Source organism: Gottfriedia sp. NPDC056225, from assembly GCF_042267765.1.
GTDB lineage: Bacteria > Bacillota > Bacilli > Bacillales > Bacillaceae_G > Gottfriedia.
In genome coordinates this window covers 57,145-81,830 of sequence record NZ_JBHJTJ010000020.1, presented here as the reverse complement: position 1 = coordinate 81,830, position 24,686 = coordinate 57,145, and the positions used below count along the sequence as shown (strand labels likewise).

General features: G+C 32.8%; 25 protein-coding genes. 2 read left to right on the top strand and 23 right to left on the bottom strand.

Annotated elements, in window-relative coordinates; all coding sequences use genetic code 11:
• The 3 genes from ACFCYN_RS14385 to rsgA all read right to left on the bottom strand — a co-directional run.
• Nucleotides 1-184, bottom strand: a 184-nt coding sequence (locus tag ACFCYN_RS14385) for a hypothetical protein (RefSeq protein ID WP_375950032.1), incomplete at its 3' end; no start/stop codon positions are given.
• Entirely contained in the window at nucleotides 181-918 is a 738-nt protein-coding gene (liaF, locus tag ACFCYN_RS14380) for a cell wall-active antibiotics response protein LiaF (RefSeq protein WP_098119799.1), read from the bottom strand. The genes liaF and ACFCYN_RS14385, both read right to left, overlap by 4 nt.
• Nucleotides 919-1,591: 673 nt before the next feature.
• A complete protein-coding gene (gene rsgA, locus ACFCYN_RS14375) occupies nucleotides 1,592-2,638 on the bottom strand; it encodes a ribosome small subunit-dependent GTPase A (RefSeq protein WP_375950030.1) in 1,047 nt (348 codons plus the stop codon).
• 686 nt (nucleotides 2,639-3,324) lie between these two features.
• On the opposite strand from rsgA, the gene ACFCYN_RS14370 reads away from it, so the two are divergent.
• On the top strand, nucleotides 3,325-4,722 hold the full coding sequence (locus tag ACFCYN_RS14370; protein ID WP_172444833.1) for a peptide MFS transporter: 1,398 nt from the start codon (nucleotides 3,325-3,327) through the stop codon (nucleotides 4,720-4,722).
• A gap of 42 nt (nucleotides 4,723-4,764) precedes the next feature.
• On the opposite strand, the gene ACFCYN_RS14365 is transcribed toward ACFCYN_RS14370, so the two are convergent.
• The 19 genes from ACFCYN_RS14365 to ACFCYN_RS14275 all read right to left on the bottom strand — a co-directional run bounded on the left by ACFCYN_RS14365 (nucleotide 4,765) and on the right by ACFCYN_RS14275 (nucleotide 21,486).
• A complete protein-coding gene (locus ACFCYN_RS14365; protein ID WP_172444834.1) occupies nucleotides 4,765-5,214 on the bottom strand; it encodes a dCTP deaminase domain-containing protein in 450 nt (149 codons plus the stop codon).
• A 159-nt stretch (nucleotides 5,215-5,373) separates the two neighbouring features.
• Entirely contained in the window at nucleotides 5,374-6,198 is an 825-nt protein-coding gene (locus tag ACFCYN_RS14360; RefSeq protein ID WP_375950028.1) for a GNAT family N-acetyltransferase, read from the bottom strand.
• Nucleotides 6,199-6,269: 71 nt separating this feature from the next.
• A complete protein-coding gene (locus ACFCYN_RS14355) occupies nucleotides 6,270-7,334 on the bottom strand; it encodes an undecaprenyldiphospho-muramoylpentapeptide beta-N-acetylglucosaminyltransferase (RefSeq protein WP_375950026.1) in 1,065 nt (354 codons plus the stop codon).
• 45 nt (nucleotides 7,335-7,379) lie between these two features.
• Nucleotides 7,380-7,811 (bottom strand): GNAT family N-acetyltransferase, encoded by a 432-nt coding sequence (locus tag ACFCYN_RS14350; RefSeq protein WP_172444837.1) that lies wholly within the window; start codon nucleotides 7,809-7,811, stop codon nucleotides 7,380-7,382.
• A gap of 191 nt (nucleotides 7,812-8,002) precedes the next feature.
• The gene (locus tag ACFCYN_RS14345; protein WP_375950024.1) at nucleotides 8,003-8,833 is read right to left on the bottom strand and encodes a hypothetical protein; all 831 of its coding nucleotides are present in this window, start codon (nucleotides 8,831-8,833) and stop codon (nucleotides 8,003-8,005) included.
• 131 nt (nucleotides 8,834-8,964) lie between these two features.
• Nucleotides 8,965-9,369 (bottom strand): MaoC/PaaZ C-terminal domain-containing protein, encoded by a 405-nt coding sequence (locus ACFCYN_RS14340; protein WP_375950022.1) that lies wholly within the window; start codon nucleotides 9,367-9,369, stop codon nucleotides 8,965-8,967.
• The gene (locus ACFCYN_RS14335) at nucleotides 9,366-9,815 is read right to left on the bottom strand and encodes a MaoC family dehydratase N-terminal domain-containing protein (protein WP_172444840.1); all 450 of its coding nucleotides are present in this window, start codon (nucleotides 9,813-9,815) and stop codon (nucleotides 9,366-9,368) included. Before ACFCYN_RS14335 ends, ACFCYN_RS14340 begins: the two co-directional genes overlap by 4 nt.
• 18 nt (nucleotides 9,816-9,833) lie before the next feature.
• On the bottom strand, nucleotides 9,834-10,592 hold the full coding sequence (gene fabG, locus ACFCYN_RS14330) for a 3-oxoacyl-ACP reductase FabG (RefSeq protein ID WP_375950020.1): 759 nt from the start codon (nucleotides 10,590-10,592) through the stop codon (nucleotides 9,834-9,836).
• Nucleotides 10,593-10,617: 25 nt separating this feature from the next.
• Complete coding sequence (locus ACFCYN_RS14325) at nucleotides 10,618-11,796, bottom strand: acyl-CoA dehydrogenase family protein (RefSeq protein WP_375950018.1); 1,179 nt, start codon at nucleotides 11,794-11,796, stop codon at nucleotides 10,618-10,620.
• Nucleotides 11,797-11,854: 58 nt separating this feature from the next.
• A complete protein-coding gene (locus tag ACFCYN_RS14320; protein ID WP_375950016.1) occupies nucleotides 11,855-12,835 on the bottom strand; it encodes a quinone oxidoreductase family protein in 981 nt (326 codons plus the stop codon).
• A gap of 20 nt (nucleotides 12,836-12,855) precedes the next feature.
• A complete protein-coding gene (locus tag ACFCYN_RS14315) occupies nucleotides 12,856-13,635 on the bottom strand; it encodes an enoyl-CoA hydratase/isomerase family protein (RefSeq protein ID WP_375950014.1) in 780 nt (259 codons plus the stop codon).
• A gap of 24 nt (nucleotides 13,636-13,659) precedes the next feature.
• On the bottom strand, nucleotides 13,660-14,727 hold the full coding sequence (locus tag ACFCYN_RS14310) for a phosphotransferase family protein (RefSeq protein ID WP_375950012.1): 1,068 nt from the start codon (nucleotides 14,725-14,727) through the stop codon (nucleotides 13,660-13,662).
• A 30-nt stretch (nucleotides 14,728-14,757) separates the two neighbouring features.
• Nucleotides 14,758-15,159 (bottom strand): acyl-CoA thioesterase, encoded by a 402-nt coding sequence (locus ACFCYN_RS14305; RefSeq protein WP_216854147.1) that lies wholly within the window; start codon nucleotides 15,157-15,159, stop codon nucleotides 14,758-14,760.
• Nucleotides 15,160-15,249: 90 nt separating this feature from the next.
• Entirely contained in the window at nucleotides 15,250-15,816 is a 567-nt protein-coding gene (locus tag ACFCYN_RS14300; protein WP_172444846.1) for a TetR/AcrR family transcriptional regulator, read from the bottom strand.
• A 337-nt stretch (nucleotides 15,817-16,153) separates the two neighbouring features.
• Nucleotides 16,154-17,776 carry a long-chain-fatty-acid--CoA ligase gene (locus ACFCYN_RS14295; protein WP_375950009.1) on the bottom strand — a complete coding sequence of 541 codons (1,623 nt, stop codon included), beginning with the start codon at nucleotides 17,774-17,776 and terminating at the stop codon, nucleotides 16,154-16,156.
• A gap of 60 nt (nucleotides 17,777-17,836) precedes the next feature.
• The gene (locus ACFCYN_RS14290) at nucleotides 17,837-18,589 is read right to left on the bottom strand and encodes an SDR family NAD(P)-dependent oxidoreductase (protein ID WP_375950007.1); all 753 of its coding nucleotides are present in this window, start codon (nucleotides 18,587-18,589) and stop codon (nucleotides 17,837-17,839) included.
• Nucleotides 18,590-18,626: 37 nt separating this feature from the next.
• Entirely contained in the window at nucleotides 18,627-19,862 is a 1,236-nt protein-coding gene (locus tag ACFCYN_RS14285) for an acyl-CoA dehydrogenase (protein WP_375950006.1), read from the bottom strand.
• A gap of 67 nt (nucleotides 19,863-19,929) precedes the next feature.
• Nucleotides 19,930-20,676: a 2-phosphosulfolactate phosphatase gene (locus ACFCYN_RS14280; protein ID WP_375950004.1), complete on the bottom strand. Its 747-nt coding sequence runs from the start codon at nucleotides 20,674-20,676 to the stop codon at nucleotides 19,930-19,932.
• Nucleotides 20,677-20,712: 36 nt separating this feature from the next.
• On the bottom strand, nucleotides 20,713-21,486 hold the full coding sequence (locus ACFCYN_RS14275) for an SDR family oxidoreductase (RefSeq protein WP_375950002.1): 774 nt from the start codon (nucleotides 21,484-21,486) through the stop codon (nucleotides 20,713-20,715).
• A 482-nt stretch (nucleotides 21,487-21,968) separates the two neighbouring features.
• Here ACFCYN_RS14275 and ACFCYN_RS14270 point away from each other — a divergent pair, with 482 nt between their 5' ends.
• Nucleotides 21,969-23,483 (top strand): MDR family MFS transporter, encoded by a 1,515-nt coding sequence (locus ACFCYN_RS14270; RefSeq protein WP_375950000.1) that lies wholly within the window; start codon nucleotides 21,969-21,971, stop codon nucleotides 23,481-23,483.
• A 494-nt stretch (nucleotides 23,484-23,977) separates the two neighbouring features.
• Here the strand turns inward: ACFCYN_RS14270 and ACFCYN_RS14265 are convergent, their stop codons facing one another.
• On the bottom strand, nucleotides 23,978-24,634 hold the full coding sequence (locus tag ACFCYN_RS14265; RefSeq protein ID WP_375949998.1) for an HAD family hydrolase: 657 nt from the start codon (nucleotides 24,632-24,634) through the stop codon (nucleotides 23,978-23,980).
• Nucleotides 24,635-24,686: the final 52 nt, after the last annotated feature.

Genomic DNA, 24,686 nt, shown 5'->3' with positions numbered 1-24,686 from the left:
CAATTGATATAATAATAATTGCAATAAAAATAATTAATATTAAAGGGAAATTTCCAATTTTATACAAAAATAATTTATCTAGAAAAGTATGATCAATGAAATAATAGACGATTCCACAAATTAAAATACAAGACGTAAATGCGGCCAGACAAATTGATAAAAAGATACCTTTATCGATTTTCATTTATTTGTCACCTCTATATTTCCGATTGCTAAAGAAGTAACAATTTTAATCTTTCTAGAAGCTTCTTTATAATCATTAGAAGTAAATTTACAATTTTTATTAAATCCGCTAATTTCATTTTTAAGTATATTAATTTTGCCAAATAAAGTTGCATGGTGAATTGAAACTTCTAAGTCATATGGTACATACAAGCTAATGTTGCCTATGATCCCATTTAATACTAAAACTGTTTCACCTTCTGGAATAAAAGACTCGGAAAGATCAATTGTGACATCTCCAATGCCAAAATAATAATCCACATCATCCAATTCAAACGTGTCATTTTTCAAATGGATATTTGAGAAAAAACGATTTGAAATAAGTGTACTTGTTTGAAATACACCTGTATTTGTAGTTTCAACAATATTTGGTACGATTACCTTTTCATTAAACTTCGAATTAACAAAGATTAAGTATCCAATATATATAACGATAAATGATAGTACTCCTAGTATCGATTTTAATTGAAAAACATTACTGATAAATAAAATGATTCCACCAAAAAATGCAATATTTGCTGATGTAGAAGGATAAACTTTGCGTTTTTTAGCCCCGTATTGGAATAAATAAATCCCTACTGCAGCTGCAATAATCGCAAAAGGATTCATAAATAAATCAAATAACAATCCTATTCCTGCGATTATGAACAATAATCCGGTTAATTCATTGCTAGTCAACCGTCTAAGACGCTTCATATACTTCTCCTCTATTCACTAAACTAACTTGTTAATAGCAATTGAAGCCTTTGTTATTAACTATTCTACTATGTAGTTTATCTATTTTTTATTAATTATGACACAAACTTAAGTATTGTCTTGTCTCGGTCTTAAGAATGAGATTTTTAAAGTAAAATCCTTTTATTTTTCATACTCATAGACCAATTTTGAATTAGTTCATACCGTAAAAAAAATTTGTAATTTAAGGAGTATTATTTTTCATGGTAAAGGAAGTTGAATGATGCTGATTTCCACTACAGGATTCTCGCTTTCCATGGGGCGAGATTCTTTTAGCCTCCTCGGCTATGCCTAGGCCACTGAAAAAGTAAATTTTAATTTAAAATTACTTTTTCGGAAAAATCAATTCCCATAAAAACCTTGTTTTTTATAGCTAATGTGGGAATGATTGGCCATTTTACATCCCATTTTAGAGACAAAAGTGGGGATGGGAAATTTAGGGAATTGGACTTTTTCAAAAATCATGGCGTTTTTCAGTGGCCTCGCTATGCCTGCGGGGTTTCAGCCCTCCATCTTTTTGAATACAAAGCTATCTTCAAAATGTTATTAAAAGAAACAATACAAATCCTATTTCTACTAAAATAAATAGAAAAACTTCTCAAAGAAAAAGAAGAGTATAAATACTCTTCCCCTCTTATTTATAAGACTTGCTATTCATCATTTTGCTAACTTTTTTCCACTTTTCTCTTTCTTGTCTAGCGAGTGATGCGTCTTGTTTGCGTTCAGCGTAAGCTAGTTCTTTCATAAGTTTGCGATAGCTTGTGAGTCTTTCGGGTTCTAAATCACCGTTTTCAATTGCTCGATTAACTGCACAGTCAGGTTCTTTCGAATGTGTACAGTCTGAGAATTTACATGATTTAGCTAGTTCTTCTACATCTGTAAATGTTGAGCTAATATGTTCTTCTCCACCCCAAAGTTGTAACTCTCGCATTCCTGGTGTATCGATTACCATCCCGCCTGATGGTAGGAAGAATAATTCACGATGTGTTGTAGTATGTTTACCGCGGTCATCACCTTCACGAACATCTTGGGTGATCTGCTTCAACTCACCAATTAACGCGTTTAATAACGTAGATTTACCGACACCAGATGAACCAAGTAATGAAACAGTTTTTCCGAATGAAATCAATTGCTTTAGCTCTTCAATTCCTTCACCGTTTGTACTATTAACTGAGAAAATTGGTACTCCAAAAGCAATCTCTTCTACTTCTTCCATTTTACCCGGTAGATCAGTACATAAATCCTTTTTTGTTAATACGATAATTGGACTTGCTCCACTATCATATGTAACCAGTAAATATCGTTCTAATCTTCTTATATTAAAATCGTTATTTAATGCCATAACTAAAAACACATAATCTATATTTGCAGCTACAACTTGTTCTTCAATTTTTATGCCGGCAGATTGTCTTGAAAATTGGCTTAATCTTGGTAACACTTTTTGAATAATTGCTTTATTTTCACCATTTAAAGGTTCGATCACAACCCAATCTCCAACTGACGGATAATCACTTTTTACATTTGCTTGGAATTGAAATTTCCCTGATACTTCTCCAGTTAACTCACTTTCTCCATCATGTAACTTATAAATTTGTCTTTGCTCAGATATTACTCTAGCAACAACTGTATTTTGATCCATTTCACCGAACGATTCTTTCCAACCTAATTGTTCTAAATTCATTTATGTCCTCCAATTATATAAGGACAATAGTGAAGATTTACTTCATTTTTTGTCCCTTCATTTTCACCTGTTTTTGAACTAAATTAATTAACTTTCCCATAATTCATCACTCCGTTTCATTTATAGTACTTTCAGTATATCCAAAATTTTGAAAATCGTCCATATGAATTAATTGAATATTAACAAAGGACATAACATTCTATTTGATTCGACATATTTAGACAATTACCAATTTTTAGGTTAATTAAACTTTTATAATATTAAAAGAAAAAATAATAAAAACCCTTGAAATATTTCAAAAACTTATTATTATTTAAATATAGGTCTTTTTGTTTAGACCAAAAATATCCGGTCATTAGACATAGTCTTTAAAATATTGATTTAATAAGAAAAATCAGTATTGCAAGATTTGTCTGACAATATAAAAAACTTTACAGAGATAAGCTATTATGTGTTATACTAAAATAGTAAATTGATTCCGCGATTTTTTTTTGAGGAATCTTATATAAATTTAGTAGAATTGCGCTGTTGAAAAATAGTTAAAATTTTTTTAACTTAAATTGTCGAAATTTGTAGAATATGTAATTTATTTTTAGACTAAATTGACAGAATAGTACATGAATTTACGACAATAAATATTCATACAGAGAATTACACAAAATAGCACTTATGAGGGAGGAATTTGAATGAGCGTAGCAACACAACAAAAAAACGTTTCATCAAACGAGCAAAAACCGAAAACGAAACACCCGCCTGGCCTTTACCTATTATTTGCAACAGAGGCTTGGGAGCGCTTTAGCTACTATGGAATGCGTGCACTTTTAGTTCTTTATTTAACAACAACTGTTGTTCAAGGTGGACTTGGATTTAAAGATGCTTGGGCACTTCAACTTTATGGATTATTTACTGGACTTGTATATTTCACTCCAATCATTGGTGGTTGGATTACAGATAATTTCCTTGCCAAACGTCGTGCTATTACTCTTGGTGGTATTATTATGGCAGCTGGTAACATCGCTTTATTTGGTATTCATTCTTCAACTGGTTTATACCTTGGATTAATTTTAATGATTATCGGTAATGGTTTCTTCAAGCCAAACATTTCAACAATTGTTGGTGAACTTTATGAAGGAGATGACCCACGTCGTGATGGTGCATTCACAATCTTCTACATGGGAATCAACTTAGGTGCTTTCTTTGCGCCATTCGTAACTGGTTATTTAGCTCAAACTCTATTTGTGTCTAAAAATGCTGCTGGCGCTGATATATTTGGTTACCGTTATGGTTTCTTAGCAGCTGCGATTGGTATGATTATTGGACAAATTATTTTCAACTTATTAGCTTCAAAATATCTTGGTGATTTAGGTACAAAACCTAGTGCTAAGGTGATCAAAGAGGGTAATAAAGCTTCTGTTAAGGATGTTCCTCTTACAAAGAAAGAAAAACAACGTACTACAGTTATCTTTATCTTAGCTGCATTCGTAGTATTTTTCTGGGCTGGATTTGAACAAGCTGGTTCTTCATTAACACTTTATACGGAACGTTTCTTGGATCTTAAAGTTGGTAGCTTCAATGTACCATCTGCATGGTTCCAATCTGTAAACCCATTATTCATTATGCTATTCGCTCCAGTTGTATCTGCTATCTGGATTAAATTAGCAAGAAGTGGTAAAAACATTAGTGTTCCTGCGAAAATGGCAATGGGACTTATCCTATTAGGTGTTGGTTTCGCATTCACAATTATGGCAGTAATGAAAACAGGTTCAGATCCAAATCATATTACTGTAAAAGCAAACATGATGTTCATGGTTATGACATATTTCTTCCATACAATTGCTGAATTAGTACTTTCACCAGTTGGTTTATCAGCAGTATCTCGTTATGCACCAGTTAAACTTGCTTCATTATTAATGGGTGTATGGTTATCATCAAGTTTCATTGCAAACTTAGTTGGTGGTCAATTAGCTGCATTTACAACTACTTTAGGTATGTTACAAGTATTCTTAGTAGTAGGTGGAGCTGCAATCTTAGCAGGCTTAATCTTACTTGCATTATCACCAAAACTTGCAAGAATGTTAGACTAATTAATAAAATTAAAAAGCACTCGAAAATTCGAGTGCTTTTTTTTATTTACCAGTACTACCAAAACCACTTACTCTGTCTTCACCAGTGATATCATCATCAGCTAAAAGGAATTTTTGGAAAACTGCTTGTCCAATTCTCTCTCCCTTTTGAATGATAACAGGCTCTTTTGACACATTGATTAATTGCATCATGATATGTCCATCATTTGAAGGATTACTGTAGTAATCTGAATCGATCACTCCTACCCCATTTCCTTTCATTAATCCTTTTTTTAATGGTGTAGACGATCGAACAAATAATGCTAAGAATTCGTCTCTTTGCATATATGCTTTTAGTCCTGTTGCAATTAATTTTATTTCATTAGGATTTATAATTGTTTCTTCGATACATTCAATATCATACCCAGCTGCATGTGTAGTTGCTCTTTTTGGTAGATTAACACCGCAGTCTTCAAATCCTTTTGCTATTTCAAATCCTCTTACTTTTTCCAATACTTTCACCCTTTACCATTTATTCCAATACTAGTGTAACATAGAATTAAGCAGGTTCAAGGAAAAGAAGGGAATGGATGGTCTTTTCTCCGTACACATGCCCTTATAGTCTCTCCTTTTGGTAAAGCACCGGACCTGTTATTCATTTTTACAATGCTATTATCGTTTAATCACATAATAATCCTGTGTATTATATTGTCTAAATCCACAACCTGTATATAATTTCTTCGCGTTACTATTTTCAAGCGCTACTTCTAAATGGATTTCGTTTCCAATTTTATTTTCTTTTTCGATGATTTGAAGTAATGCATTTTTACCATAACCTTTACCTTGGTATTCTGGTAGAATTGCAAAACCATAAATCCAACTTTCATTATTTTCACGTAAAAGGCTCAATTTACCGATTTTTTCATTATTTACTTCTATTATATATAGTGCACGATCAGGCTCATTTAAAATGCGTTGATTATATTTTTCTGCATCATTTTTTTCAAATCCAAAACATACAACATCTAATCTTGATATAAATGCAAAATCCAGTTGTACTGCTTTAGTGAAAGTAACAATCGGTGTAAATTCTATTAGTTCTTTTTCTTTCCAAACCATTTGATATTCAGAAAATGAATATGTACAATCTTCTTGTTTTTTAATAAATTCTTTTGCTGTTTTTGATACTTCTGGAGCGTTTAATAATATTGTACTAACTGGTGCTAAATTGTTTAATGCTTCATTTAATAAGTTTGAAAATATTCCTTTTCGGCGAAAACTCGGGTGAACCATACCACAGATTTCAACTTTTTCACCAAAATAGTATGTTGCTAAAAAACCTACTAGTTGATCTTTATCATAATAAAAGAAATCTTCCTTTAAATCGTTCTTCCGATTTCTTAACATCTCCCAATTTAACTTTAAATTTATTTCTTCAAATTTTTCGCATTCATCTTGTAATTGTTTAATTTCAATTAATTGTTTTTCAGTAATCAATTTTTTCACCTTTTCTTAAATTATTTCAAAAGCAATTATTCAACAATTTTTTCGATTCCCAGTAATGCCCTTTAACTTTTCTTTATTTCTTCAAGAAGTACTTCTAAAGCATTACTTTGATTCGAAGTTTTCAGATTATTAATAAAAACATCCCTTTTGTTTTGGAGTTCTTGAATAGATTGTTGGAGTGTTTTTATTGTTAAATCTTCTTCCTCTAACATTAATGCATATCCCTTTTCTTTAAAGGATTTAGCATTTAATATTTGATCACCCCTACTTTGATTTTTCGTAAGGGGGATGATTAACATAGGTTTATGTAATGCTAAAAATTCAAATATTGCATTTGAGCCACCTCTAGTAATAATCATTTGAGATGCTGCTAATAGGTCTGCAAGTTCATCATGAACGTATTCAAACTGCTTATATCGTTCAATATTTTGTAAACTTTCATCCACATTACCTTTTCCACATAAATGAACAATTTGGTAATTTTTCGTTAATTCCTGTAAAGAATCTCTAACAGTTTCATTTATTTTCTTTGCACCTAAGCTCCCGCCCATTACCGTTATAATGGGTAGATAACTTTTAAAATTAAGATAGTCGATCCCTTTTTTTCGCGAACCATTTAAAAGTTCTTTTCGGATTGGTGAACCAATTGATGTCGTCTTACTTTTTGGAAAATAATTTTTAGCTTCTTCAAATGAAGTAAAAATCTTTGTGGCAAATCGTTGTGATATTTTATTAGCAAGCCCTGGAGTCATATCACTTTCATGTATAAAAATTGGTATTTTTAATGTACTAGCTGCTATTATGACGGGTACAGAAACAAAACCACCTTTTGAAAAAACTAGACTAGGTTTCAGTTTTTTTAAAACTTTTCTAGCATCAAAGCAACCTTTTAGTACACGAAATAGATCAACAACATTTTCAAAATCAATATATCTTCTTAATTTACCACTTGAAATGCCATAATATGGTACATCAAGTTTATTGATTAACTCTTTTTCAATTCCTTTTCTAGATCCGATATAGCGTATATCCCATTCATTTTTACTCAATTCATTAATAATCGCAATATTTGGTGTTACATGCCCAGCTGAGCCACCACCTGTAAATACAATCGTTTTTTTAGACATCATAACTCCAATCTAGTAAATAAGTCCGTTTATTTACTAATTAAATTAGTCAAATTTTTTTACATACCCAATACTGCTATCTACATAACCTAACCTTTTATAAAAACGATGAGCTACTTCCCTTTCTTCTCTTTTACCGCTAGTTAATCCAATTCCTAAAGCACCAACGTCTTTAGCCCATTTTTCAGCTTGTGCGATTAATTGTTTTCCGATTCCAATTTTCCTGTGCCGCTCGTCAACAACAAATGCAACAATTCGTACACTTACTTCATTTCTTTCGTAAAAATGCCCTCTAAATAATCCAACCATACCTACTATTGTATCATCTACTTCAGCTACAATAGTAAAATAATGCGGATTATTCTTTATTTTCTCATATCTGACCCTCATTTCCTGTTCAGTAGTAGGATAACCTAATTGGTTCATAAGACTAGATAGATCATGTACATCTCTTTCTTTCACTTCTCTTATGATCATTTCTGCACCTCTTTTATTCAGCGTTCGATTGATCTCCTAACTATCTTTATGTTTCTTTCTAGTTAAAAAATGCTTATTTTGATAAAGTAAAGTGTTCCTAAATTCACGAACATTGTATGGTATAGAAACCAAAAGAAAATGCATTACCTCATTTTACAGAAGTAATGCATTTACATTTTGATATAGGATATTTATCTCTCATTATTTGGGTCGACTTCAAACCATTCTGACATTGATAAATTTGTCGTCTTGTCTTCCCAGTCATCAATTGATAAATCTGAAAAATTTGTTTCTAATAATTGTTCAGATGTTTTTTGCGAAGTGTTGTTTTCATGTTCGTATTGTTGATGTTCCGCTACATGCTTATGTGTATCTGAAGTAGCTAATTCTGTATAATTTTTTTGATTTAAACTCGTTAAATCTGCTGAGGAATATAGCGATTGACTTTCATCGATTACACTAGCAGAAAACTGATCCATTTTATCATTGTTTTGATTATTGTACTTTTTCCTATTCGCAGCAACTCTAGAGTTTTTCGTATTTGCCTCTTCGTGTTCATTGTTTTCTTTATGATCTCTATTTTCTTTTTGATCTTGTTCTTTGTGACTAGTTTCAAAAATACTTGCTGAAAATTCTTCCACATTATTTAAAAGGTTTTGAGCCCAATTGTGATGTTCGTGATTTTGATCATGATTATGTTTATGATGTTCTCTATTTTCTTTTTGTTCATTATTTTCTTGATGTTCATGGCCTTCATGATTTTCATGATGGCCTTGATTCTCATATCTTTGCTCTTCATGATGATTTGAATTTGATTCATTTTCATTAATCATCGATAAAGTAGTTTTAAGTTCTTTTTCTATATTAACAATTTGATGATCAAAATTATGTAATTGCTTTTTGATCTCCTCCATATGAGACTCAATTTCATCTATTCTTTTATTTACTTTATGCATATTTTTTTGATGTTCATTTTTTTTCAAATCAAATTGCTCTAATAATTTATCAAATGAAAGATCCATTTTCCTCACCTATTTCGTTTTTTACTATTATGTGTAAATCATCTAAAAACATAAGCTTCTATTTGCTCCTTAATATAAATTTAACAAAAAATAAAAGGGACTCCTCTTAGAAGTCCCTTTTACAACTATTATCATTCATGTATTTTAAATAAAATTTTACCAGTAAGTACTGTTACATCATTCTGATTTTTTGCATTTACTTTAAAATACAACCTGTTTTCTTCTGTTTTCTCTAGAATTGAACTTAAAGTAATCACATCATTTAGAAATACCATATTTTTAAATCGAATCGAGTAATTTTCAATAAAGCCAACCTCAAAATAATCCGAAAAAAGTTTCGCTAAATTCCCCATAGTCCACATACCATGTGCGATTATGCCTGGTAAGCCTGCTTTTTTAGCTTCATCATCTATTGTATGAATCGGATTAAAATCTCCTGAAGCACCAGCATATTTAATCAGATCAATTCGTGAAACTGGGTCAAGTACAACTTGTTTTAGAGAATCACCTGTTTGTAAGTCTAAAAGAACACTCATACAGTCAACACTCTCCTAACTTCTTCAGTAATAATGACAACTGATTTAGCAGAAAATATACTATTTCCAGATTGGTCTTCACCATGATCTGAAAGAACTAAGAAACCCATATATCCTTGACCGCCACGTTTTTCATAATAATCCTTTATTTCCGTATAACAGTTAATTGTTTCACCTACTAAAAGTGGTCTTTTGTATTCAAATGTCTGTTCTCCATGAATCAAACCGACATTTGGTAAGTTAAAATTTTCTATTTTCCCATAATCAAACACTCTTGGAAATGTTGGTGGTGCAATATTTTGTCCATATCTCGATTTCATTCCATAGTCTTCATCAATATAGATTGGATGCAAATCTCCAATTGCTTCAGCGAATTTTTTTACAGCACCACGCTCAACAATATTTTTTACATGTTTAGACCGTTTTCCAATAAAAGCTTGAAACATATCATTCACCTCATTTTTTTAAGATTTAGGACCACCAGCAACATATAAAACTTGACCGTTGACATAAGATGATTTTTCATCAGCAAAAAATGCAACAGCATTTGCGATATCTTCAGGTTTACCAGTTCTTCCAGCTGGAATTTGGCTTAAGCTTGCTTCTACTAACTGCTCAAATGTAATCCCAATCCGTTGTGCTGTTTCTTTTGTCATTTCAGTTTCAATAAAACCTGGTGCTACAGCATTTGATGTAATGCCATATTTACCTAGCTCGATTGCTAGCGTTTTCGTTAATCCTTGTAACCCTGCTTTAGCAGTTGCATAATTTGATTGTCCGCGATTTCCAAGTGCAGATGTAGAAGAAATATTAATAATTCTTCCATATTTTTGTTTTACCATAAATACTTGAGCAGCACGTACAACATTAAATGAACCTTTTAAATGAACATCCATAACCGTATCCCAATCTGAATCAGTCATTTTAAATAATAAATTATCGCGAATAACGCCAGCATTATTGACGACAATATCTATTGAACCGAAAGCATCATGAACTTCTTTCATCGCCGTTTCAACTTCATTCGCATTTGTTACGTTTGCAACTTTTGTGTAGAGTTCATATTGCTTAAATTCTGTTGCCGTTTGCATGAGTGCTTCTTCATTTACGTCAATAATAGCTACTTTTGCTCCTTCTGTTGCAAATAATTCTACGATTCCTTTTCCAATACCACGACTACCACCTGTAATAAAGGCTACTCTTCCTTCAAATCTTCCAGCCATTATCCCTCGCCCCTTTTTGTCTAATTTATACGAATTGGCCTAATTTCACATGTCCTTTTAATAAATTACGCGAAATGATTAGTCGTTGAATTTCATCAGTGCCATCATAAATTCTCCATAGTCTAGCTTCACGGTACCATCTTTCGATTGGAAGTTCTTTTGTATAACCAATACCGCCGTGAATTTGAAGTACACGGTCAACGACACGATTGCCCATATTTGAACCATATAGTTTAGCCATCGAAGCTAAATGTCTATTATCTTCACCTTGATCCAGGGTATATGCTGCATTTAAAACGAGCCATTTTGCTGCTTCAATTTCGACAGCTGAATCTGCAATTTGCCATTGTATCGCCTGTCGCTCGGCAATTGGTTTTCCGAATGTCTCACTTTCTTTTGAATAGTCAATTGCCATTTGTAATAATCGCTCAGCTGCCCCAACCGCATTTGCCCCTACGATCCATCTTGCAAATCCAATCCATTCAAGTCCTAAATTATATCCTCCATGTAATTCACCTAAAATATTTTCTTCAGGTACTCGTACATTATCAAAAACTAAACCAGCAGGTCCCCATTCGCCCATTGTATGAATATATTCAGATTTCCATCCCATTTCACGATCGACAATAAAACAAGTTACCCCTTCACGACCACCTGTTTTTTGATGTTTTTCTTTATCGGTAATTGCAATGGCCATTACGAAATCCGCTTCATTTCCGCCTGTAATAAATGTTTTTTCACCATTTAAAACCCATTCATTTCCATCTTTCACAGCAGTCATTTTAATATTTTGAGTATCAGAACCAGCATTAGGTTCTGTCATGGCAAAACATGATTTCTTTTCGCCATTAATTGTTGGAATTAAATATTTCTTTTTTTGTTCTTCATTACAATAAAATAATATATTATCCGCAAAACCACCAAATTTAAAAGGAACGAATGTTTTTGAAATTTCCATGTAAATAATCGCAAGCATCATCTGTCCTAAATTAGCACCACCGTATTCAGTAGGCGTATTTATTCCCCAGAACCCAGCTTTTTTTGCTTTTAATTGGAGTTCTTCTAAAACTGCAGGATCTAAACTCGGTCTACCTTCACGCTCATTTCTAAGTACATCATTCTCTAACGGAATTAATTCTTTTTCAACAAATTTTCGAATTGTTTTTTGAATCATTTTTTGTTCATCAGTCAGGCGTAAATGCATTTGATCTCCTCCGTTTTTAGTTTCACGATCATCAAAATGGTTTCACTTTTAACTGTGATTAGTTTTTCGGCTCTAAAATCACTTTACCTACTGTCTTTCTTGATTGTAAGATCGTATGAACATTCGCTGCTTCACTTAATGGGAAAACTTCTCCAATCGTGATTTTCAACTTCCCTTCAGCTAGATATGTGAACAATTCTTCAAGGCTTTGTTGAATTAAAGCCTTTCTTCTTAAAAGTGGTGGTAAGAAAAATCCAATGACAGATTGATTTTTAGCCATTAAAGAAGAGGGGTAAAATTTACTTTGTTGACCACTTGCTACACCATAAATGACTAATCTACCGAAATATGCTAAACAATCTAATGTTTTATAAAAAACATCTCCTCCAGCCATTTCAAGGGCAACATCTACCCCTTTACCATTCGTCGCTTCAATAACTTTTTTATGCCAGCCTTCCTCTGTATAATTAATAAGTACATCTGCACCCATCTCTTTAGCTAAATTTAATTTTTCTGTAGTACTTGCTGTAGCAATCACTTTTCCGGCTCCAAAAAGCTTTGCTAGTTGAACAGCTAAAGTACCTAGCCCACCTGCAGCAGCATGTACTAACACAGTTTCACCGGGCTCTAACATGCCCATTGTTTTTAAAATATGGTAAGCGCTTAAACCTTGAACAGGTAACGCTGCAGCTATTTTAAAATCCATATTTTTTGGTAAATGAATAATAGATCGCTCGTCAGTAATGGCAAAATCTGAGTAACCACCACATTCCAGCATTGAAACTACGCGGTCTCCAATGTTAACAGATGTAACTTCTTCTCCAATTTCAACGACTATTCCCGCAACTTCAGCACCAGGAACATAAGGTAAAATGGTCTTAACAACATATTGATTTTCTCGTCGTGCAGTATCTGCATAGTTAACACCCGCAGCATGTACTTCAATTAATACTTCTTTCCCTTTTGGAACAGGTCTTTCTAATTCAACCTTTTCTAGTACTTCTGGTCCACCAAATTGTTTGAATTGAATTGATTGCATTCTATTCTTCCTTTCAAATTTTATTTTCCAGTAAAAATAGCTTTTCTTTTCTCTTTAAAAGCTGCAACGCCTTCTTGATGGTCTTCAGTTGCGACCATTAAAGGCTGAGTAATCCTTTCTAGTTCAAGCATTTCGTCTAATGTTGACGTAAAGGATTGATCAATTAGTTTTTTCATCATACCAGTTGCTTTGCCAGGTCCAGCTGCTATTTTATTTGCAAACTTCATTGTTTCTTCTGCTAAATTTTCAACAGATACAAGTGAATTCACGACCCCTAATTGATACATTCGTTCAGCTGATACAGGCTCTGCAGTAAAGAAAAACTGTTTTGCTAAATAAGGACCGATTAGCCTAGGTAAAAAATACGAGCCTCCACCGTCTGAAATTAGACCAACTTGAGAAAAACTTAAAGCAAACTTACTATCATCAGCCGCTATTATTAAGTCACAAGCTAAAGCTAAGTTGAAACCAGCCCCAGCAGCAAATCCATGAACAGAAGCAATGACAGGCTTTTCTAGTTCTCGAATCGATTTGATCACTGTATTTAATACCCCAATATGTTCGTATACATCATTTGGAGAAACTTGTCCCATCGTCTTAACGTCTCCACCTGCTGAAAACGAACGACCTGCACCAGATAATACAATTACTTTTATTTCCGAATTATTTCTAGCTTGGATAAGTGCTTCAACGATGCCATTTAACATTTCATGACTAAATGAATTAAGACTTTCAGGTCTATTTAACGTTAATGTTAAAATTCGGTCCTTAACTTCTACTAATAAGTGTTGATTACTCATATAATACGCTCCTTTTATCCGAAACTATTTAACTGCTAAATTATGGCCAATCTTAATCAAATTTTCTGCAAATTGATCAAATTTTGAAAAACGTTCGTCACTTGTTTGTCCAGCCTTGAATCGATAAAATATTTGTTGAACAATTACAGCCAATTTAAAATAAGCAAAAGCCATATAATAATTGATATTTGATAAATCTCTACCACTTCTTTTTGCATATGCTTCGATAAATTGATGTCTTGTAAAAAATCCTTCTTGAATCGTAACTGGAGGCTTACCTAATCCGTATTTTAATAAATCGTGATCTTCATTTTGAATCCAATAGCTTAAAGCTACTCCTAAATCAGCTAAAGGATCACCAATCGTTGTCATTTCCCAATCAAATAGTCCAATCATCTCTTTTAAATCACTGCTAAACATTGAATTATTTAATTTAAAATCATAATGAATGATGGATGAGTCATGTTTTTTTGGTACATTATTAATTAACCAACTCATTAAGCGATCAACTTCTGCAATTTCACTAGTCTTAGCCCTGTTATATCGCCCAATCCAGCCATTAACTTGTCTTTCCATAAAATTCTCAGGTTTACTTATTTCTAGGAGTGCTGTTTTTGAATAGTCAATAGAATGTAATTCAACTAACTTATTTACCATGACATTCGATATATTTTTTCGATCTTCAACCGTTACGTTTAAATGTGGAGGGAATGATGAGTCAAATACTTCACCATTTTTTCTTTCCATAATGAAAAATGGACTACCTACGATTTCTTCGTTTTGTGAATACAAAATCGGTTTTGGTGCAGCTGAAAAATGAGGATGTATTTCTGATAAAATACGAAATTCTCTTTTCATATCATGTGCTTTAGGAGCAACAGGGCCAAGTGGTGGTCTTCTTAACACAACTTCCCACTCCCCAATTTGTAGTAAATAGGTTAAATTTGAATGACCTGCAAAGAACTGGCGAATCATTAATTCTCCATCAGGGAGGTCTACAATATTTTCTTTTAAAAATTTATGTAGTACGATATGGTTTAACTCTTCACCTTTGCGAACTCGTTTCGTTTCTAATTCAATTTTTCCAGTCATTTTGCCCCTCCTTTATTATGAAAATTCAGTTTATTTAACTACTAAATGTCTCTCTAACTGTTCTCTAAATAATTCAGGAATTTCTTCACTTTTTTGCTCTTTAAAATTAAAAAATACAATTATTGCATTACCAGTAGCAATCTTTTTGTTTGTCTCTTCACAGCATATTTCATGTTCAAGATGAAAGCTTTTGTTTCCAATCTTTGAAATATAACTTGATACAATCATATTTTGATTAAAGTGACCTTGATTAATAAAATCACATTTAGTTGATGCCAAAATAAACTTCCAGTCTTCTATATTCATAGAATAACCAAGTGACTCGAAGAATTTTATTCGAGCTTCCTCTAAATAAATGAAGTAACTAGTATTGTTTATATGACCTAATGCATCGGTTTCACAAAATCTTGGAGTAACTGTGAATTTCATCATAGAACTACCTACCTTTATAATTCATATTTTTCAACTCACAAATACTAACTAGTCGGTATGTAATTAGTAAGGAGAGTTAAACTAATCTCCTTACTTTAAATTAATCCCTTTTAAAATCATTTCTTGAAATGTCTTCGCTATTTCTAATGCCTTTTTTGTACCTTCTGGGTTATACCATTCATAACTCCAGTTCATCACACCTAATATAGCAAATGAAACAATCGGTACGTCGAAATCGGATCTTAAGTCTCCATTTTTAATTCCTTCATATAGAAGCTTTTCAATATTAAATCGATATAAATCCCTTTTGGCTTTAATTTCAGTTAAACTTTCAGGGTTTAAATGTCTCATTTCCCTATAAAACACTTTTGCACTGGCACCTTGCTTTTTAATATCTAATAAACTTAAGTAGATTACTTCAAATAGCTTATCAGAAAAGCTTTTTTCAGAATCATTAATAACTTCTTCTTGCTCATTTAACACTTCATCAATAAAATGAAGATGAATATCCATTAGAAGCTGTTCTTTACTCGTATAGTAATAGTAAAATGTTCCTTTCGTAACGCCAATCGATTCGACGATATCTTGAATAGATGTACTTTTAAATCCTTTTTGGTCAAATAGCTGGATTGAATATTCCTTTATTTTTTGTTTCATTAGATGTCCTCGCAATCTTAAAAATTCAATAGAATTATATCATAGCTAAAAGGAAGATTTTATAATAATCTAATTAATTAAGTAAAAGGACATCTCATCTTACAAAATATATAGATCTTCCTTTAGAAAAATGATTGATTTTCAAATAAAGTAATTAATAAATCTATGTGTTTGTCAATTTCTACTACAGGATACTCGCTTTTCTTGGGACGCAATTATTTCACTTTGGACTATCGTGAGGCCTTTAAGCTTCTATGTCCTGCTGAAGTCGAGTATCCTTGCTTGGGTCAACTTCAAAAAAAGAAAAATATTAATTATTTCTGAAACGGGATCTTACTTACCGCTGGTGAATCGAATTTTCGGTTTCTCTAATCGCTCTTCTTAATATTTTTCCAACATTTGTTTTAGGTAGTTCATTTCTAAATTCAATCATTCGAGGAACTTTATAAGCCGCTAAATTACTTTTGCAGTATTCGATCATTTCTACCGAGCTAACATTCATACCATCTTTTAATACAATCACAGCTTTAACAGTTTCCCCTCTATAATTGTCTGGTACACCTATTACAACTGCCTCTTTCACGAGTGGATGCTCATATATTACTTCTTCTATTTCACGAGGATATATATTAAAGCCACTTGCTATGATCATATCTTTTTTTCGATCTAAAATCGTGACATATCCATCTTCATCGACGCTTGCAATATCGCCTGTATATAACCAACCATCTTTGATTGTATTAGCTGTTTCCTCTGGTAAATTCCAATATCCTTTCATCACTTGAGGGCCTTTGATAATTAATTCGCCAATTTCACCAACCGGTACTTCATCTACACCGTTTGCTAAGTCAACGATTTTTGAATCAGTCGATGGGTATGGAATCCCAACTGTTCCTGGCTTTCTTACTGCAAATGCTGGATTACAATGTGTTGTTGGGGATGCTTCAGATAGACCATACCCTTCTAAAATCATCGCACCTGTTTTATTTTCAAACTGTTTCATCAACTCTACAGGCATTGGTGCACTACCACTATTACAAATTTTCATTGTATTGATCCCGTACTTTTCTGATTCTGGATGGTTTATTAATGCAACATACATTGTTGGAACTCCAGGAAATAATGTAGGTTGTTCACTTTTTATTGTGTTTAATACCTCTTGTACTTCAAAGCGAGGAAGAATAATCATTTCATTCCCCATGAAAACGCTTAAATTTATACATACAGTCATACCATAAACATGAAAAAATGGGATGATTGATAAGACGCGCTCACGGCCTTGATCAAATGCACCTTTAAAAAATTCTTTTTGCTGCAAAATATTTGCATACAAATTTCTGTGTGTTAACATTACCCCTTTAGATCGCCCAGTCGTTCCACCTGTATATTGTAGAATTGCAATATCCTCTTCACAGTTAATATTTACTTCCTTCACATCTTGACTACCACTTTGTAAAAATTTTTCAAATGATATACCAGATTCGTAGTTTTCTTGTGATTCTGTTAAACTCACTACAATAATGTTTCGTAACTTCGTTTCATCCATTATTGATTTAACTGTAGGATACAAACTATTTAAAACAATAATCGTTTCTGCTCCAGAGTCATTTAGTAAATCTTTTAGCTCTCTTTCAACAGACATTGGATTTACTTGCGTTACAATACCTCCTACTGTAAGAATTCCATAAAATGAAATAACATATTGTGGACAGTTTGGAAGCATAATTGCTACACGATCACCTTTTTGAACTCCATATAGCTGTAGAGCAGAAGCTAAGGATGTTACCGCGGTGTGAACTTCTTTATATGTCTTTTTTTCACCAAAAAATGATAAACAATAATGACTTGGGAAACTTTCTACAGCTTCGTTAAACATCTCTGGAATTGATTTTGCTTGGATTAATAGTTCTTTTGCAATATATTCTGGATAGTGAGATAACCAAACTTTATTTGTTGACATAATTAACTCTCCATTTCTAATCATATATATTGTGTTAAACTATTTTTTTAATTTAATTGATTAAAATATTAATCCTCCACCATCTACGGATAAAGTTGTTCCAGTGACAAATGATGCTTCTTCAGATGCTAAAAATAAAGCTACTGATGCGACTTCATCAGGTCTGCCTATTCTACCTAGAGCATTTGCACGAGACATAATCGGCCACTTTCGTTCATCATTTTTCCATTGCTCAATAATATTTGTATCAATTATGCCAGGAGCAATAGCGTTTACTCGAATATTATATTTACCGTACTCAAGCGCTGCATTTTGCGTTAATAAGATAACTCCACCCTTTGACGCATTATAGGCACTAACAAACTTCTTACCTTTTAAACCTAGTAAACTAGCTGTATTAATAATTACTCCGTTGCCCGATTTGATTAGCTCTGGTATTGCATATTTAATTCCTAAAAATACACTTTTTAAATTTGTATCGATAACAGAATTCCATTCAGCTTCATCTAAATCAACGCTTCTAACTTCTGAGTTACCAATACCGGCATTATTAAATAAAATATCGATTCCGCCAAAACGATTAACAGTTTTGCTTATTAAATTTTGAATACTTTTACTGTCGGCAACATTTGTTTTAACGAATATCGCTTCTGTCCCTAGTTCTTTTATTAAACCTAGTGCCTCTTCACCTGTTTTTTCGTTTAGATCAGCAATGACAATTTTTGCGCCTTCTTTCGCAAAGCGAATCGCTGTCGCTCGCCCAATACCACTACCACCGCCTGTAATAATTGCGATTTTTTCTTTTAATCTCATTCTTATCCTCTCTCAATCTATAAATGATTTCATATCATTAGTTTTTTATTGTAGAGAATCTTTTAGTTGTATGTTTTTTTAATTCTAATCTTGCTAATTGTGCTCGATGTACTTCATCTGGACCATCAGCTAACCTTAACGTTCTGGCATTTGCCCATTGTGCTGCTAATGAATAATCATTAGAAACACCTGCAGCACCAAAAGCTTGAATAGCCCGATCAATTACTCGTAAAGCCATAGACGGTGCTACTACTTTTATCATTGCAATTTCCGCTTTTGCCTCTTTATTTCCAACCGTGTCCATCATATAAGCTGCCTTTAAAGTTAGTAGTCTAGCTTGTTCAATTTCAATTCTAGAATTCGCAATCCATTCTTGAATAACGCCTTGATTTGCAATAGGTTTCCCAAATGCTTCACGGCTTTGAACACGCTTACACATTTCTTCAAGAGCACGTTCAGCAGCACCTATTAATCTCATACAATGATGAATGCGCCCCGGTCCTAGTCTACCTTGCGCAATGGCAAAGCCTTTTCCTTCTCCCCACAAAATATTTATTGCAGGTACCTTTACATTTGTAAATGAGATTTCTGCATGTCCATGTGGAGCATGATCGTAGCCGAAAACTGGTAATACTCTTTCAATTTTTACGCCAGGTGTATTTAATGGTACTAGAATCATAGATTGTTGTTCGTACTTTGGTCCATCTGGGTTTGTTTTCCCCATAAAAATAGCAATTTTACATCTAGGATCGCCTGCTCCTGAAGACCACCACTTACGACCGTTAATGATATAATAATCTCCGTCTTTTTTAATACTTGCCTCAATATTTGTAGCATCAGAAGAAGCAACATCTGGTTCTGTCATTGAAAAGCATGAGCGAATTTCTCCATTTAAAAGTGGCACTAACCATTTTTCCTTCTGCTCCGTCGTACCATATCTTTCTAGCACTTCCATATTCCCAGTATCTGGAGCACTACAATTAAATACTTCAGGTCCAATTAATGATCGTCCCATAATTTCACATAATGGAGCATATTCTAAATTCGTTAATCCTGCTCCTAAATCACTTTCAGGTAAAAATAAATTCCATAATCTTGCTTGCTTTGCCTTTTGCTTTAATTCTTCCATTACCGGCGGTACATCACTCCATCGATTTTCTTGTGCATTCAATTGTTCCTCATAAATTCGTTCATTAGGATATACATAAGCTTCCATAAATTTCGTTAATTTAGCTTGAAGCTCTTGAACTTTCGGAGAATATAAAAAATCCATCCAATCATCCCTTCCACTTATTTAATTTTCATTTAGCAAATACATTATTTTTTAGTATAAAAATTTGCTAGTTTTCTAAAGAAATTGTTGCATTTACTACGCTCTTACCTTCTTCAAATATTGGCACAACTGGAAAGATACTTTTATTACATACAAATTTTAATTCCTCTTCAAAACCATAGCGAATTAACATTTTACCAACATTTGATTCTTCAAGTACTTCATTACATTTCTCTTTTAATCCTAAATAAAAATAATGTGCAGATTTAGCTGCATCTGACAATTCAATTTTGCATGACTCATCTAATAAACAATCAATAAAATAACCTGCTCCATAAAAATCTTCCATATTAAATTGTCCTGACGATCCCGAACATACTAAAATAATCGACTCGTCCTTATAGAATTGACTTAAATGATTTGCAACTGCACTTGCATTTAAAATCGATGCAGCATATACTCTCTTAGCATTTTGAGATTTTTTTAACGCGACGGTTCCATTTGTTGTGGATAAAACAATCGAATGACCGGCAACAATTTCTTTTAAATTTAATGGATTAGGGGCTAAAAAACCTTCAATTGTATTTCCTTCATATTCGCCAATTAATACATATTCTTTCTTCTTATTTTCATTTGTGAATTGAAGTGCATCTTGTCCATTCATAACAGGTATCACTTCTTTAGCACCGAATGCTAAGGCCGCTGTAATTGTTGAAGTAGCAAGTAATACATCGAAAACGACTACTAATTTTTCATCGTTTAATTTTTGATCATCAATTTCTTCTTTTTTCATCAAAAGATGAAGTTTGCCCATCTACTTAACTCCTTTTTGATTACTAAATTTGAAATATTACACGCTTGATGCTCCACCATCTACTACTAAAACAGAACCAGTAACATAATTAGAAGCAGGTGCTGCTAAAAATAAAGCTGCTCCTTTTAGCTCGTCCTCATTTCCAAATTTCTTTAATGGGATCGATTCTAAAATTTCATCCGTTCCATGAGAAATAACGTCCTTAGACATTTTAGTAGGGAAAAAACCAGGCGCTAATGCATTTACATAAATACCACTAGAACCCCATTTCGCAGCTAAATCTTTCGTAAAACTAATCACTGCACCTTTACTTGCGCTATATCCAACTGCATTCATCACTTTTGGATTCGTTCCAACTAAACCTGCAATTGAAGCAATATTAATAATTTTTCCGGACCTTTGTTCTAACATGATTTTCCCTACTGCTTGAGTCATTAAAAACGTACCTGTTACATTAACATTCATCACTTTATTCCATGCCTCTAACGGCATCTCTTCAGCAAGAGCCCCCCATGAAGCACCACTATTATTTACTAAAATATCAATTCGACCAAATTTCTCTTTCGTTAAGTCTACAATCCTCTGTACATCTTCTTTATTCGTGACATCACACTTGAATGCTAAAGACTCGACACCTAAACTTTTCAATTCTTCACTTATCTCTTGACAGGCTTCTACATTCCGAGAACAAAGTACAACATTTGCTCCTGCTTCAGCGAATCCTTTTGCAATTTGTTCACCAAGACCTCGTCCACCACCAGTTACAATTGCTACCTTTCCTGTTAGATTAAATAATTCCTTTACATGCATGGCAAAATCCTCCTAAAGTTTGTAATTATTTATAAATTGATATTTTTACTTAAACTTTACCTATCTTTTAACCAACATTCGGATGATACTAACCAGTCGGTATGTTTGTTAATTTGATAATACAAGATAAATTCTGAATATTCAATAAAAAATAGTATTAATTTTTTATAATAATTCGATTTGATGCATGCTCATGAATATTCATTAAAATATTTCATACAATCAAAGAAGATATTGACTACCTAAAGGATTTTTAATCGAAGTAAAGAATTAATTAAATAGTCTATTTATTTAGAACCTTTTCCTTTATTTCATTTTAGAAATTAAAAATCAAAAAAGGGTTTATTAGTATGATGAAGTTATTCATATTTATAAAGACTATGCTTGGTTACCTAGTGTTATTCAAGAGATTAGATGTTCGGTAATAAAAGGTATTCAATGAATGAATTGAATAATATTGAAAGGTCATAAGGAGGCTACGAATGAAAGAAAATAACAAAACGCTTATATTAATAGGACTTATGATTGGTGTCATTTTCTCGGAACTAGATGAAACAGTCGTTTCCACAGCTATGCCAACAATTATTAGAGATTTAGGAGGTTTAGCTCTTTACGGCTGGGTTGGTGGAGTTTATATGCTTTCGATGACATCTTTTATGGCGATACTCGGTAAACTTGCGGATTTATACGGCCGAAAAAAAATATATTTATTTAGCATGGGCTTATTTATGGCCGGCTCCATTATTAGTGGTACCGCCCATTCGATGGAAGTTCTCTTAATTGGTCGTGGTATACAAGGAATTGGTGCAGGTGGTCTAATGCCACTAGCGATGGTTATTTTCGGCGACAGTTTCCCAGTAGAACAACGTGCTAAACTACAAGGAATCTTCGGAGCAGTCATGTTTATCCCTCAGTTACTTGGCCCATTAATAGGTGGATATTTCGTACAAAATATTTCATGGCATTGGATTTTTTTAGTCAATATTCCAGTTGGCGTTTTAGCGGCAATCTTACTTGCTTTAGGCTTGAACGAAACGAAAGTAGATAAAATGATTAGTATTGACTGGTTTGGTGGAATTTTATTAGTCACAACATTAATCAGTTATCTACTCACTCCTGTACTACATCAAACTGAAGGATATGCATGGAGTGAACCTCAAATGATTGGACTACTAATATTAGGAACCATTTTACTTGGCTTATTTATATTTGTAGAATCAAAAGCAAAAGAGCCTATTATACCTTTACACTTATTTAAAAATAGAAATTTTGTCGTTATTTCCGCACTAGTATTTGTATTCGTTCTTGCAATCATGGGTTCACTTTCATCATTCCCATTCTTTTCACAAAACGTAATGGGTCTTACACCAACTGAATCTGGTTATTTAAATTTACCAATTATGGTTGGGGCAATCTGTGCAAGTGTCATAGCTGGTCGAGTAATGAATAAATTCCCGTATCGAAATATTTATGGTGTTTCATTTATCATTCCAGTGATCGGTTTCTACTTACTTACAGGTATATCGGCGCATACTTCAGTTACTACATTTATTATTTATTTCATCATTCTTGGGCTTGGATTCGGAGCACTATTTAACAATGCATTAATCGTACAGGAATCTGTTGAAAAAGAAAATGTAGGAATTGCTCAATCTGCTGTTATGCTATTTCAATCCATTGGTATGACAATTGGCTTTAGTTTATTTGGTTCTCTACTAGCCTCTAAAATTACATCAGGGATGAAATCACTAGCTGGCAATCTTACGATGGATCAATTACTTCAAATAAAAAATGTACAAAACGGAATGATTCCAACTAATCTCGAGCCTACTTTACTTGAAAAAGTAAAAACAGTGTTCACTCACGCTTTTCAAGATTTATATTGGGTATCTCTTGTTCTAGCAATTTTAACATTTTTAATCTGTTGGGGTCTGAAAAAAGAGATTCTTATAAAGAAGGATGAATCAAGCGAAGTAAAGGAAGTAACCTCTATTTAAGTAAAAAAGGGCTGTCTCATAAGTCAGGGTAACTGACAAATGGACGCCCTTTTTTAATGTACAATTTGAACATGATTATAGAATAAAAACAAGTAGAATCTTAAACCGTTCATGAAAAAAGCGAGGTGGTCGCTGCCCGATATATATATAAGGGGTATTTCAACTGCCTCCTTTAATTCTAGTAGAAATATTTGAACTTTTTTATGAAATATTAGATGATTTCATCTGTTTTTGGGGATTTAGAATAAATTAAAGCGAGTTTGCTAGTTTTCCATTTGAAATGAACAATTTTTACGACATAATACCATAACGGGTATGGGTATCATTTTAGTTTATTTGCGATTCTTAAGATTTTTTTTGCGATTCTCGGATTTTTTTGCAGTTCACTGTTTATTTGCAATTCTCTAATCCATAGTTGCGGTTCTGCCTTCTCAATAAAAAAAGAGGGTTACACTTAAATAATAACCCTCTTTTACTTAATCTCAAAAACTAATCTAGTTTTTTGATAATTGCTCAATTACATCCTCTAAAGACTTTTCAGCCATTGATGATAGTCTTAAACTATGATTCTCAAACGCTAAATGTGAAGTTACGCTGTTTGGAACAATTACACATTGTAACCCTGCTTTTGTTGCAGCAATTAATCCGTTTAATGAATCTTCAAATGCGACCGCCTCAGTTACATCAACTCCTATTTCCTCAATTGCTTTTAAATATAATTCAGGATCTGGTTTCACTTTCGCCACATCGTCTTTCGTCTTAATAACTGAAAAGTATTTATAAATATTTAATTTTTCCAAGAAGCTTTGGACCCATTCTCTTGAAGAGCTAGAAGCCAAAGCAATTTGTAATCCCGCGTTTTTGGCTGAAATTAAATAGTCCTCTACACTTTCTCTTAGAACTGGTTCTAGTAGTTTTTCATCAACTAGTTCCTTAGCCATTTGTTCGATGTTTTCTTTTTCAATTGGTTCTTTTAAATTTGAATTGATATATTCAAATAAAATTTCATCACTCGTTCCTACTACCTCCGAAAACTTTTGAAGGGTTAACTCTACTTCATACCGATTTAAAACTTCTTTATATGCTTCATACCAAACCGACTCTGTATCGACTATTAATCCATCAAAATCAAATATTACTGCTTTAATCATTCCATTTCTCCTTTTTAATTAGATAAGATTACTAATTTATAATTTTTATAGT